This window comes from Mesotoga infera, from assembly GCF_900157305.1.
In the GTDB taxonomy this organism is placed as follows: domain Bacteria; phylum Thermotogota; class Thermotogae; order Petrotogales; family Kosmotogaceae; genus Mesotoga; species Mesotoga infera.
Window position 1 is genome coordinate 1432534 of the sequence record NZ_LS974202.1, and the last position, 13395, is coordinate 1445928.

Here is a 13395-nt window from a genome sequence, read left to right on the forward strand (position 1 = left end):
TGATTTTATATGTTGAGCGAGAACCATAGTGGGATGGAAATTAGATACCGCACTGGCTAGTGGATTCGTTTGTTAGCAGTTGAGCGAGAACCATAGTGGGATGGAAACGCAAGAGTCCTCAACACGTACCTCCTATTCAGTGGTTGAGCGAGAACCATAGTGGGATGGAAACCCGAGCCTGAAAGGCGAGATAATTCTCAATTCATGTTGAGCGAGAACCATAGTGGGATGGAAACGCGAAAGAACCGCGCAACGCATCGTAAACACGCTTAGTTGAGCGAGAACCATAGTGGGATGGAAACCCATTATAAATGGGGATAATAGCCAAGGTATCATGAGTTGAGCGAGAACCATAGTGGGATGGAAACATAGACTTTATTATGAAAGCTTCTTTCCCGTCCGATAGTTGAGCGAGAACCATAGTGGGATGGAAACGTTATTGAACTTAACATCAATCGGGGGCAATTCTTCCGTTGAGCGAGAACCATAGTGGGATGGAAACGTCCCTTCCAGTTCCAGTACAACCAGCCATAGGTTACGTTGAGCGAGAACCATAGTGGGATGGAAACTTGGCTGGAAGTCTTCAATTTCGCACGCTGAGTTCCTAGTTGAGCGAGAACCATAGTGGGATGGAAACTTGAACTTTCTGCTCCAGTGATCGGTTGTTGGTATGGTTGAGCGAGAACCATAGTGGGATGGAAACTTTTCGTCTTCAAGTTTTATTTTTGCCCATATATTGGTTGAGCGAGAACCATAGTGGGATGGAAACGGCATTTCCAAGAATCTTTCACCAGCAAGACTCTTGTTGAGCGAGAACCATAGTGGGATGGAAACCCGCTCAAGAGCCGCCTTGTCACTTCACGGGCTGAAAGTTGAGCGAGAACCATAGTGGGATGGAAACAAGTTCTCCCACGGCTCACCTGCGAGGAGCCTTCTTGTTGAGCGAGAACCATAGTGGGATGGAAACGCGCCTGCTCGGAGCTGCCAATAACCAAAGCTCCGGTTGAGCGAGAACCATAGTGGGATGGAAACATTTTTGTGCCGCGCTGAGTTTTACTTCAAGCTATCCGTTGAGCGAGAACCATAGTCTCAACTTATGCACTTCGAGTTAACAAAGCGAGGAAGAAGGAAGTGGATAGAAGAATCGCTAGCGGAAGAGCTTCGAGCTAATTGGAAGAAGTAATCGAATTTGATCAGTTCAAGGAAATCCCTGAGAGAGACCTGGTCTTTGACAGAACGATAGAAGTTGGCGATCATCCATGTAGTGAAGGCAAGCTGGACAAGTTCGACATGCTTCTGAAAACTGGTAGAGGAGAAGACCTGGGCCTTGAGACCGAAGTTCTGCTTGACTGCTTTGAAGTAGGTCTCGATGTAGTTTCTCTTCCTATAATGCTCAAGGATCTCCCAATCGGTCAGAGAAGTATCGCTTGAGAGGATGATTCTGTTCTCTTGGTCTGTGTTATGGAAGACAAGCTTGACAGTGGCATTGTTGTATTTGGGTATCTTCACAATGATAGAAGAGAGACCGCGAGTCTTGTTTCTCAGTTTGGACAGATGGAGCTTGCGCCCCTGAAAGATAACATTCATCACAGGGTTGAGTCTTCCGATTACTGTGAACCCCATTTCCATAGCCTTCAGAAATATCTCCGAGCAGAGTATTCCTCCATCCATCATGAGGATAGTATCTTTGAAAGGTATCCTCTCTAGCATTCGAATGAACTGGTCTGTGAGATTCTCTTCGTCTCTCAAAGAGGAGAAGAGAGGGAAGTAGAGTTTATCTTTCACCCAGCCGATAGCGCTCAAGAGAGAGACACCACTCACGATTTTATTCTCTATGGTTGAGTAGAACTTCCCGAGATTCTCGATTCTCTTTCCTCTCCTCTTCATGACAGTCTCGTCCAGAATGATGTACTTGAACTCGAGAGAATACTCCTGGAGGAATCTAGAGATGTAATCTACTCTCGCGTATGAAAGGTCTCTTGTGGAGAGTGACTGAGAGCTCAACATTCTCGAGATGGATGACTGAGAAGAAGAACAGAAGGGGGCCAGTCTGCTGGTGTTCTTATGAGCGGACAGGAAGAGGGCACAGGAATACCCTTCAACAAACCTTCTCTGCTCTATACGTAGGAAGCGAACTGAACCGATGACATTCGAGATAATCTGTGATATATTCGTTGTGGGCATGAAATCATCCTTTCGTATGGTCTGATCACCACGAATATACGATGATTTCATGCCTTTTTCAATGACCCTGTTCTATTTCCTTCTTTAGGTTAAGTCAAAGTGCATAAGTTGAGATAGTGGGATGGAAACACTGCAATATAGTCTTCTGGTATTTTTCTCATCTTTTGTTGAGCGAGAACCATAGTGGGATGGAAACGACGGATATTGAGCGGAAGATTTGCGAATTCCTTGGTTGAGCGAGAACCATAGTGGGATGGAAACGTTCTTCCAGAGAACCAGTATTATGACCGCCACAAGTTGAGCGAGAACCATATTGGGATGATAAGAGCGGTTGTTGGTTGTTCGTTGTTGGTTCCTGGTAAGAACGAGATCCCGTATAGGAACACTACGGGATGACAGTACGGGGACACCACGGGATGACAGTCTTTCCTTCCTTCCCGTCATTCTGAGCTTGACTCAGAATCCCGTGCGCCCGGCATGGTACACAACTATAGGGTGAAAGACCCGAATGTGGGGAGTCAAAGAAGCATTAGCCAGAGGCAAGGGTGTCACTGGTAACGGTGAATCTGAAGGAAGCCCGAGGCAAAGTCCGGAACTGAACGAAAGTGAACCAGAGATGGCCGTTACAGAGGGTAACCCTGCGAGATAAGGGAAAGCCCTGACTCCAGCTGTAAAGGTTCGGATGGCAGGATTCGGATGAAAGTGGTGTATCTTACCCGGGGAAGTCCTCATGAGTCCGAAAGGGGTAACCGTTAGCAAGGAGGAGATCCAAGTTAAGGGAAAGCTCAGGAGGATGGCAGATGAACCCGTAGTAGTGAAGAACCTCTCCGAAAGGAGAAGGGACCTTGGCTATAAGCCAAGGGGGTGATGAGGAGGTCGAAAGGCTCCATCACTTGCGAAGGGGAGAAGGATCGAAGAAATGTGATCGGAAGACAGTGAAGAGACTTAGGTCAGACAGTTAAAGACAAGGTACATATTCCCGGGAGGGTAGAGAAGCCAGTCATTAATTGTCGCAACAATATCTGAGGCTGGAGCTGTTGGAAGGGAGCATGCAGGAGAAAGAGATGAAGTATTACAGTCTAATCGACAAAGTCTATTCGAAGAAGAACCTATTGAAAGCCTATCACAGGGTAAACTCCAACAGAGGAGCTCCTGGGATAGACGGAGTAACCGTAAAATCATTCGGGGAGAAACTCCTTGAAGAAATCGAGAGATTATCCGAAGAAATCAAGAGCGGTGAGTACATGCCCATGCCACTCAGGAGAGTAGAAATCCCAAAAGCAGATGGTAAAACAAGGCAATTGGGAAGTACCTACTGTGAGAGACAGGGAGGTACGAACAATACTCTCAAGGAGATACTGGAACCTATATTCGAGGAAAGATTCCATCCTCCAGTTACGGTTACTGAAAGGGAAGAAATGCCTGGCAGGCGGTGGAGAAGGCGAAAGCTTTTGCATCCAAATACGGTCTGTGCAATGTAGTGGAACTTGACCTGAGCAAATGTTTCGACACTCTGGATCATGAGAAGATAATAGACTCCGTAGCAGAGAGAGTGAGTGATGGAAAGATACTCAAACTCATACGCGCAATGCTGAAGAGCGGAGTAATGGAAGATGGAGTCTGGAAGGCAACAGAAACTGGCAGTCCACAGGGTAGTGTAATAAGTCCCCTGCTGGCGAACATCTACCTGGACGAGTTCGACCAGAAGATGAAAGCCAGAGGAATAAGGATAGTCAGATATGCAGACGACATATTAATCTTCTCGAAAACCCAGGAAGAAGCCCGAGAGTTTCTGGCAATCGCGATCAACATACTGGAGATTGACATGAAGCTCAAGGTCAACAGAAACAAGACGAGAATCACAACACTGGAGGAGGGCTTTCACTTTCTTGGCTTCGAAATAAAAGGCGAGAGAGTTGGGATAGAGAAATCCAGATTGAAAAGGTTCAAGGGAAAGGTCAAGGGACTTACAAGAAGGAACCAGAGCACACCGGTAAAGGAAATAGTGAAAGAGCTAAATCCACTGTTGAGAGGATTTGCCAGCTATTTCAGGATAGTAGACTTACAATCTTCCTTGAGAGGGCTTTTGAGCTGGATAAGGAGAAGGCTTAGAGCCATCATACTACACCAGTGGAAGAGCACAAAGAAACTGAACAGAGTCCTTAGAAGGGCTGGATGGGAAGAGAAAGTCAATTTGAGAATGAACAAATGGCGCTCTTCTCACACAAAAGCAGTCAATTACGCCATTCCCAACAGGTTCTTTGAAGAGATGAACTTATTCGATATGACATCGTACTATCATCCCCTGTCGAAGTATCCGATACTCGATCCATGAGCCGTGTACGAGGCCCGTACGCACGGTTCTGTGAGAGGACGAGGGGCTCCGCCCCTCTCCTACTCGATGTGCGCCCGGCATGGTACACAACTATAGGGTGAAAGACCCGAATGTGGGGAGTCAAAGAAGCAGCGGATAATGTGCGGCAGATGTTCTTTTGAACTTCTGAGATTGAAGGCCATTATGAGCTAGTTAATAAGCTATGAGGAAGAACCATTTCCCACTTGCCAAAAACATACTCCGTTGCCGAGTACGCTCGAATAATAGTAACTAGAATTAAATAAACATGGTTAAGCCCAATTATCTTGAGATATCTTCACTTTGCTGATTTTGAAACTGACGAGATGAGATGTAGAATACATGAAAGAAATTGCAGAAAATATTTGCAGGAGGTATTTATGTACGCACCCTCTTTGATGATAAAGGCCTCTGAGCTCTATTACTTCAAGAAGTGTTCTCAGAAGGAGATAGCCGAAACTCTTAAGATCTCTGTTCCGACTGTGTCTCGAATCCTTCAGGAAGCTATAGACAGTGGAATTGTAAAGGTTAAGATCACCAATATATTGAAAAGGGTTACGCAGATGGAAGAGTCTCTAAAAAAAAATTATGGCCTTGACGGAGCAGTTGTGGTAGAGTCTCCTCTTGACCGTGATGACTGGCACATAAAGAAACTCTTAGGAAAGAAAGCAAGTGAATTGTTCTTCGAGATTGTTTCTCCTGGCAGCAAGGTAGGAATCGGAGCGGGAGGAAGCATATTTGAGATGATAGAGTCCTTTGATGGTGAAAGGAGCATTCCGGGCATTCAGCTGATCCCACTAATGGGTGGGTGGGGATTGCAGAATCTTCAGAATGAAACAAACAAATTGGTTGGCTCTATGGCTTCGATATTGAGGTGCACTTTTCAACTCCTTCTTGCGCCGGCGATAGTGAGCAGTGAGAAAATAAAGGACGTTTTCCTTAATGAACCTCAAATTTCGGCAATAGTCCAGATGTGGGATGATCTTGACACAGCGATATTCTCAGTGGGACCTGAAATTGAGTACAGCATTTTCCCTTCGATCGTAAAGTACCCCAGTATTGTTAAAGAAATCAAAGAAAGAGGCGCTGTGGGTGATATTGTGGGAAGAATCATCGACAAAAACGGTGAGGAGATGGATATCAGTTTTAATCGGCGTATGATATCGATTCCATTCGAGAAGCTTATGGCCATTAAGAATAGAGTTGGAATTGGAGGAGGTTCTAGAAAGATTAGAAGTGTGAGTGCCGCAATAAAGAAGAGGATTGTTAATTATCTAATTACCGATTCGGAGACATGCAAATATATTCTTGAAAACGGAGGTAAAGAGCTGTGAATATTCTAGAAGAGATGTTTGGAGTGAAGAAACCAATAATCGGGATGGTGCACTTTCCGCCGCTTCCAGGGTCGCCTCTCTATGATTCTGGAGGCGGTATGAAGAAGATTATGGACATCACCCTTAGGGATACAGAAGCCCTCCTTGAAGCAGGTTTTGATGGTGTAAGCTTTAGCAATGAAGGAGATAGGCCGTACATGTCCAATGTTTCAAAAGTCACTGTGGCCGCTATGAGCGCACTTATAACCGAGGCGAAGAAGGTCGTCGATAGACCTTTTGGACTTTCCGTTCTGGCAGATCCCGAAGCGGCGATTTCTATCGGGACAGCGGTTGAAGCCGATTTCGTGAGGACATTTCTTTCGTGGGTCTTTGTCGGCGATTGGGGAATGGTCGATCCCGACGCGGGTAAGCTTCAGAGATTGAAGGCTTCCATTAATGGGGAGTTTAAGGTTTTCGCAAACATAAGCGGTCACACCGAACCACTGGGCGGAAGAAGACTCGAAGATATCGCGCGCGGGGCGGTCAAATTCGGACTAGCAGATGCCGTATGCCTTGCAGGTACAACTGCAGGGAGCGAGATCCCTGAGGAGGATCTTCTAATGGCCAGGAAAGGATCAGTGGGGAGACCCGTTATTGTAGGAACGGGAACTACAATAGACAATATCGAGAAAATGCTGACTTTAGGCGATGGCATAATCATGGGTACTAGCGTCAAGGTAGACGGAGATACATTTAAGCCGGTAGACAAGAAAAGGGCTAAGGAATTCATGGAGAAGGCAAAGCATCTGAGGGAGAAGCTGCCATGAAAATTCTCGAAATTCAGGAATTGACAAAGGCATTTCCTGGAGTTGTCGCTCTTGATTCCGTAAACATGGATCTTGAAGCCGGAGAGATCCATTCTTTAGTTGGCGAAAACGGTGCTGGTAAGTCAACACTGGTAAAGATTCTCGCAGGCGTTTACAGGCCGACCTCAGGCCGTTTCTCTCTCATGGGAGAGGAGATGCATTTCCATTCGCCAAAGGATGCCTCCAAGCACATAGGCGTGGTTCATCAGGAAAGAGAGCTCGTACCGCACTTTTCAGGGTATCAGAATCTCTTCTTAGGTTTAGAAGAGACGAAGGCTGGTTTTTTAAAAAGAAGAGCGATGATTTCTAAAGCCAGGGAGTTTATATCCAAATATCATCTGGATGTTGATATGACCCTCCCCGCAAAGCAGCTGGGAAGCGGTCAGCAGGAGATGCTTACAATACTCAAAGTACTTTTCAGAGATCCAAAAATTATTATCTTCGATGAACCTACTGCTCCCCTGAGTATAAAGGAGATTGAAATACTATTTACGCTCATCAGGGATTTGAGGTCGAAAGGAATGACGATCCTCTATATCTCCCATCATCTTTCCGAAGTTCTTGAGATCTCAGATAGAATAACCGTACTCAGAAACGGGAAAAAAGTTGCTACGGTCGAAAACGGCGATCAGATTAGCGAGCGGAAGTTGATCTCGCTGATGATTTCTAAGGACCTGGAAAACCAGTACCCCAAAACCAAAACAGAGATAGGCAAAGAGGTTTTTTCTGTTAAAGACTATTCCAGCGTTCGATCGAAGTTCTCGAATATTTCGTTCTCGATAAGAGAGGGCGAAATCGCGGGCTTCGCGGGTCTGGTTGGGGCAGGCAGAACTGAGCTCGCCAAATCTATCTTCTCAGGCGCTAAGCACGAATCGGGGGAGATTACTCTCAATGGGAAACGTTTCACTTCGAAGTCTTCCGGCCAGAGTGTAAGAAAGGGAATAGCCATGATTCCAGAAAACAGGCGTGCTGAAGGCCTCTTCGTTCAGATGTCCGTGAAGGATAACCTGATCGTTCCGCACCTCTCTTCGCTATCTAAAATTGGATTCACGGTCCGAAAGGACATCAATGAATATGTTGGAAAGGCAATCAAGAGGTTTTCAATAAAAGTGTCTTCGCCTGAACAACTGGTAAGGACTCTCAGCGGCGGGAATCAGCAGAAAGTCTCTGTGGGCAAGTGGATGGGAGAAAACGCATTGGTTTGGATATTCGATGAGCCAACTCAGGGCATTGATGTTGATGCTAAGACCGAGATCTACAACATAATGGGAAGTCTTGCTAAGAACGGAGCAGGGATTTGGTTTATCAGTTCCGATCTACGCGAACTTGTTGCAATCTCCGACAGGATATACGTGATGAAGGGATTCAAGATACTGGGTGAGTTTGTTCCTCCTTTCGATGAAGAAGAGATCCTCGCCTTGATGATAGGAGAGAAGAAATCATGACTAAGAAGAAAATTAAGATTCAACAGTTCTTGACGCAATTCGGAACAATAATCGCTTTAGTAGCAGTCTTTATTGTTTTCACTTCTTTTGTTTCTGGATTCATACAGGTCAAAAACTTGCTCAATATACTTCGGCAGATAGCACTTCTCGCGATAATTTCTGAAGGTTTTACTATGTGTTTGATTGTTGGAGAACTCGACCTATCATTTGCGCATGTTGCAAGTCTAACTAGTGTAATTGTTGCGGGACTCATATTCTCTGGAATGAATCCTCTATTGGCAATAATAATCTCACTATCTGTTGGAGCAGCCTTTGGAATAGTTGCAGGGTTGTTAGTCACAAAAGTTGGAATTCCATCACTTATTACGACATTGGCGACAGGAATAATTGCTACTGGGCTAATATACGCATATACAAAGGGTGTTTCCTTTTATGGAAAGATGCCCGATTCCTTCCTTGCTCTTGGCAGAGGTAATGTTGGTCCGATACCATCACTTGTAATCATAATGCTCTTAGTAGTCTTTGCAGCTCATCTAATGATAAACAACATGAAGATTGGGAAGTATATGCAGGCTACTGGCGCCAATAAGATGGCAGCCAGACTTGCTGGAGTCAACACGGACAAGTACAAGATTCTTGCCTTAGTTCTCTCCGGTACGGCCGCTTCGATCACTGGAATTCTTTTGACTTCGAAACTCGGTGCGGCCAATCCTGAAGGAGCTACGGGGTTCATGATGGATGGCTTCGCTGCCGCTCTCCTGGGAGAGACGGTTCTTAGCGTAGGGAGGGCAAGTCCTTTCGGAACATTCATCGGGGCCCTTATGATCGGTGTCTTGAACAACGGAATGACATTGGCGGGGGCGCCCTACTATATGCAGGACATTACAAAAGGAGCAATAATAATTCTTTCGGTTACCATAACTTCCATCCAAGCAAAGATGCTGGAGGGAAAATGAAGGAGGCGATTTAAGTGAAAAGGTTTCTTGCTGTTCTATTAGTAACTGTTATGATCTCAGCATCAATGTTAGCGGTGAAGATTGGCTTCATTGCAACAAATTTCTCTTCTGAATCACAGGCAAGAGTATTGAATGAATTTGTGAAAATCTGCAGTGAGAAAGGTTGGGATCTTGTCCAGCTTAATTCTATGGGATCAGATGAAACACAGTCCACTCAGATCGAGAATCTCGTTCAGATGAATGTAGACGCTATTGTACTTGCAATGGGCCATCCCAATGTTGTTATTGATGCACTTCATAAGGCTTTTAATGCAGGCATTCCGGTAATCACAATCGATTCTGGATACGTTGACGGAGTCGTTGCAGACATTACTTCGGACAACTTTGTAATAGGTGCTAAAATGTCAACTTACCTGATGGATTCTCTGGGCGGCAATGGTAACATAATAGTCATCAAGTTCGTCAAGCATTACGGAACAAGAAGAAGAGGCTCCGTTCTTGATGTAGTCCTCAAAGAGTATCCGGGAATAAATGTTCTGGCTGAATACAGTGTCGTTGCATCTGCGAGATTCATGGACGATACTAGATCGGCTATGGAGACCTTTGCACTCAAGTATGGAAATAAAATTGACGCGGTCTGGTGCGCATTTGACCAGTTGGCTTACGCAGCGGCAGACGTTCTTGCTGAGTACGGAATTACTAACGCTCTGATCGTTGGTGCGGATGGCAATGAGGAAACATTCAGAAGGATTGCTAGTGGCAACATGACGGCAACAGTGGCGCAGCCCTTCGAGGGAATGGCTTCCACGGCAGCAGAGATTATAGACAAGATTCTTCAGGGAGTCGATCCTGCAGAAGCTGCTGGAAGAAAGATAATATACGCAGATGCGCCATTAATTGACAAGTCGAATCTTCCAGAGTAATTTTATGATCGTAGACGCCCGTGCAAACGGGCGTCTGTTTCTAGAATGAGGTGAGTATTTTGTATCTTGGCGTGGACATGGGGACTTCTTCAATAAAGGCGACTTTGCTGGATGAAAGGGGAGCTATTGTAGAAAGATCTAGGGTTGAGAGTACCGTTATAAGCCCAGAAGAGGGCTTCTTTGAAGTAGAGGCAGAAAAGAACTGGTGGTTAGGTTTCAGGAAGGTTCTAGGATCTATCTGTCGAGACATCGATGTGAAGAGAATCGAAGCTCTCTGCATTAGTTCAGTGTGCGGAACATTTGTCCCTGTAGATAATGAACTGAAGCCTTTATACAATGCTATCCTTTACGGTATAGATACAAGAGCGACAAATCAGATTGAAAGGCTAAACAGGTTTTTCGGAAATGAATACCTCAAGAATCATCTTGGAGGAGAATTCACAACTCACTCAGTAATTCCAAAAATCCTTTGGTTAAAAGAGAATAGACCTGAAACCTACGAAAAGACTTTTCGATTCGTTGAAAGCAACAACTTTGTCTCTGGACGTTTGACAGGGAAGACAACGTGGGATTTTCCGACTGCTGCGGGAACAAGATTGCTTGATTTTGAAAGCCGTGATTTACCCAAGGAAATCATTAGAAAGGCGGGTCTCGATGAAAACAAGTTTCCAAGACTTTCGTGGCCCCTCAGTATTATTGGCAGGGTAGACGCTTCATCATCAGAGGAAACTGGTTTGAGTAATGGAATCCCGGTCGTTACCGGTGCCTGCGACATCAATGGAGAGGCGATGGCATGCGGCGGTATAAATCCCGGTGATTTGGTCGTTGTTTTCGGATCTACTACGAGCATGCTACTTACTACCGGCGAACTTCATCTTCTTGATGGCTTTACTCCTGGAGCGTCGATTCTGGAAGGCACATATAGGCTTGGTGCAGCCACTTCCTCTGGAGGTCGTTTCGTTGGATGGATTAAGGAACTGCTCCATTCGGAAATCGGTGGAGATAGAGATGAAGGTCCGACGGGAATCATAATTCTGCCATACATTGATGGCGCCAGGGCTCCATACGATAATCCTTCCGCCAGGGGTGTCATTTTTGGACTACAGAAGACCGACGACAGAAATAAGCTCTTCAAGGCTTCTCTGGAAAGTCTTGGGTATGAGATTGATCTTCTTCTCAGGAGACTGAAAACAGTGTCACATGTTCCAAATAAGATACATGTGCTTGGAGGAATGACTGCAAGCAGACTTCTTCTTCAGATTGTTGCAAACATCACCGGAAGAGAGCTATACGTCTATAGGGACATAGACGCATCATATGGAGACGCAATAATGGCGATGACAGCTTATCATGCTTATTCTGACATAACTGAATTAGATTCAATTAAAGAGCAGAGGAATAACTCCACTAAGATTGTACCAGATCAAGAACTGCACTCGAAATACAGAGTTCTGTCACAAAAATATGAAGCTCTCTACTCTTCGATAAAAGACATCTTCTAACAGTCGGTGATGAGCAATCTCAAATATTGATTCAAGATATCTCAAGACAATTGTTTACAGCCTATAAATTATTATTGAGACAAACTCTTTTTCCACTAACCTCAGTGGGATGATAAGAGCGGTTGTTGGTTGTTCGTTGTTGGTTCCTGGTAAGAGCGAGATCCCGTATAGGAGCACTACGGGATGACCCTGAATAGGAGCATTTCAGGGCAGGCTCCATGGGGACACTACGGGATGACAGTCTTACTCCCTTCCCGTCATGCCGGACCTGATCCGGCATCTCCGCTCTTTCCTCTGTCTTGAACCAAGAACGAGGAACCTGGACTCGCAGCATCGGAACGAGGAACTGCACGAAGGACGGGTCCATGATCTGGGACGAACAACGAAGGACGGCTCTTCTGAGCGAGAACCATAGTGGGATGATAAGAGCGGTTGTTGGTTGTTCGTTGTTGGTTCCTGGTAAGAGCGAGATCCCGTATAGGAGCACTACGGGATGACAGTATTGGTGTACTGCGTGATGACAGCCCCTTCCCGTCATGCCGGACACTGATCCGGCATCTCCGCTCCTTCGAAAGAGCGGGAAGAGCGAGATCCCGTATAGGAACATTACGGGATGACAGGATGGGGGCGGTTAACGGGATGACAGTCTTACTCCCTTCCCGTCATGCCGGACCTGATCCGGCATCTCCGCTCTTTCCTCTGTCTTGAACCAAGAACGAGGAACCTGAACGCGCGGTGTCGGAACGAGGAACCGCTCTTTCTTGTTGATTTGGGCTAATTTGTAGAATCTTGAATTATGTCCGCTTATTAAATTGTGCTAATATTCATCAATCAAATGACTTTTAAAAACGGTCTCTGCTATTACTATTATTACTACGTTTCGAAAAACTCTATATCTATAATCATCTTCAAATGAGCTTTATAACTATCGTATTTTTAGCAAATGTTCATAAGCGTGCCAATATCTTAGTCATATATATGGTATAATCCGGTTGATGCAAAAGTCAAAAGATTTAACTCAATTAATTAATAGACTACGCTATACATCTATTTATAATTCGTAAGTTCTTGCATGACCTTTTGGATTGTGCCTGGGAATTCGCCGAATTTCATCCGCAATCGTTTATCGTGATGGCTAAATAGTAGCTATAAATAAAGGATTTTCCTGTGGAGTTTGAAAGGAGAGAGAATGGGCTTTTTTGAATACTTGTTCGAGAATTACGACCTCGCAATTGTTGAACTGCTGAATCATCTGAAGATAATAGCTATTGCGCTTCCGATAGCGATAGGTGTCGGTGTTCCCATTGGCATATTTGTATCAAGAAACAAGAGGTTAGCTGGAATAACTCTATATTTGGCCAGTGTGTTAATGACTGTTCCCAGCCTTGCGCTTTTTGGCATCATGGTTGTCTTGCTTGCGCCTCTAAAGGCCGGTATAGGAGTAATCCCAGCCGTGATCGCTCTTGTCATCTATTCACTGCTTCCGGTAATCAGAAATACCGTGGTGGCCGTTGGTTCGGTAGACAGAAGAATGATCGAAGCGGCCAGAGGAATGGGAATGACAAACAGGCAGATACTTTTCAGGATAAGTCTGCCGCTCACCATACCTACTATTATGGCCGGAGTCAGAAATGCCGCGGTAATGGGAGTTAGCGTTGCAACGATCGCTTATCTTATAGGCGCCAGAGGACTCGGTTACTTCATTTTCGCCGGTCTTGGAAGGTCAAGATTCGGCATGATCATGCTCGGGGCAATCATGGTCTCCGCGCTGGGGATAGGGATGAATTATGGGCTTCTTTGGCTGGAAGAGGCCATTACGCCAAAGGGATTGAAAATTGAACGCGGAAAGTAGG

At 45.3% G+C, this 13395-nt stretch carries 9 protein-coding genes, 1 pseudogene and 1 CRISPR repeat array (1 of these 11 only partly in view); of the genes and pseudogenes, 9 read left to right on the forward strand and 1 reads right to left on the reverse strand.

Annotation, left to right across the window (positions count from 1 at the left end; translation table 11 throughout):
- Window positions 1-1033: a CRISPR direct-repeat array (repeat unit 30 nt; unit sequence GTTGAGCGAGAACCATAGTGGGATGGAAAC); it begins 1049 nt to the left of the window's first position.
- Window positions 1034-1089: 56 nt separating this feature from the next.
- Window positions 1090-2184 carry a transposase gene (locus tag MESINF_RS13780; protein ID WP_408631264.1) on the reverse strand — a complete coding sequence of 365 codons (1095 nt, stop codon included), beginning with the start codon at window positions 2182-2184 and terminating at the stop codon, window positions 1090-1092.
- A 730-nt stretch (window positions 2185-2914) separates the two neighbouring features.
- Between MESINF_RS13780 and MESINF_RS06395 the strand changes: the two genes are divergently transcribed.
- From MESINF_RS06395 to MESINF_RS06435, 9 genes and pseudogenes are all read left to right on the forward strand, one after another.
- On the forward strand, window positions 2915-3052 hold the full coding sequence (locus MESINF_RS06395; protein ID WP_169698557.1) for a hypothetical protein: 138 nt from the start codon (window positions 2915-2917) through the stop codon (window positions 3050-3052).
- A gap of 196 nt (window positions 3053-3248) precedes the next feature.
- A pseudogene (gene ltrA / locus MESINF_RS06400) lies at window positions 3249-4519 on the forward strand (group II intron reverse transcriptase/maturase).
- Between the two features lie 398 nt (window positions 4520-4917).
- Window positions 4918-5871, forward strand: a complete 954-nt coding sequence (locus tag MESINF_RS06405; protein ID WP_169699049.1) for a sugar-binding transcriptional regulator — start codon at window positions 4918-4920, stop codon at window positions 5869-5871.
- Entirely contained in the window at window positions 5868-6677 is an 810-nt protein-coding gene (locus tag MESINF_RS06410) for a BtpA/SgcQ family protein (protein WP_169699050.1), read from the forward strand. Before MESINF_RS06405 ends, MESINF_RS06410 begins: the two co-directional genes overlap by 4 nt.
- Window positions 6674-8161 carry a sugar ABC transporter ATP-binding protein gene (locus tag MESINF_RS06415; protein ID WP_169699051.1) on the forward strand — a complete coding sequence of 496 codons (1488 nt, stop codon included), beginning with the start codon at window positions 6674-6676 and terminating at the stop codon, window positions 8159-8161. The genes MESINF_RS06410 and MESINF_RS06415 overlap by 4 nt, the downstream gene beginning before the upstream one ends.
- Window positions 8158-9117, forward strand: a complete 960-nt coding sequence (locus MESINF_RS06420) for an ABC transporter permease (protein WP_169699052.1) — start codon at window positions 8158-8160, stop codon at window positions 9115-9117. The genes MESINF_RS06415 and MESINF_RS06420 overlap by 4 nt, the downstream gene beginning before the upstream one ends.
- A 14-nt stretch (window positions 9118-9131) precedes the next feature.
- On the forward strand, window positions 9132-10040 hold the full coding sequence (locus tag MESINF_RS06425; protein WP_169699053.1) for a sugar ABC transporter substrate-binding protein: 909 nt from the start codon (window positions 9132-9134) through the stop codon (window positions 10038-10040).
- Between the two features lie 59 nt (window positions 10041-10099).
- Complete coding sequence (locus MESINF_RS06430) at window positions 10100-11542, forward strand: xylulokinase (protein ID WP_169699054.1); 1443 nt, start codon at window positions 10100-10102, stop codon at window positions 11540-11542.
- Window positions 11543-12731: 1189 nt separating this feature from the next.
- Window positions 12732-13394: an ABC transporter permease gene (locus MESINF_RS06435; RefSeq protein ID WP_169699055.1), complete on the forward strand. Its 663-nt coding sequence runs from the start codon at window positions 12732-12734 to the stop codon at window positions 13392-13394.
- Window position 13395: the final 1 nt, after the last annotated feature.

Coding starts and splice junctions, on each gene's coding strand:
- MESINF_RS13780 (WP_408631264.1), bottom strand. CDS start 2,184: ATGCCCACAACGAATATATCACAGATTATCTCGAATGTCATCGGTTCA.
- MESINF_RS06395 (WP_169698557.1), top strand. CDS start 2,915: ATGAGTCCGAAAGGGGTAACCGTTAGCAAGGAGGAGATCCAAGTTAAG.
- MESINF_RS06405 (WP_169699049.1), top strand. CDS start 4,918: ATGTACGCACCCTCTTTGATGATAAAGGCCTCTGAGCTCTATTACTTC.
- MESINF_RS06415 (WP_169699051.1), top strand. CDS start 6,674: ATGAAAATTCTCGAAATTCAGGAATTGACAAAGGCATTTCCTGGAGTT.
- MESINF_RS06420 (WP_169699052.1), top strand. CDS start 8,158: ATGACTAAGAAGAAAATTAAGATTCAACAGTTCTTGACGCAATTCGGA.
- MESINF_RS06435 (WP_169699055.1), top strand. CDS start 12,732: ATGGGCTTTTTTGAATACTTGTTCGAGAATTACGACCTCGCAATTGTT.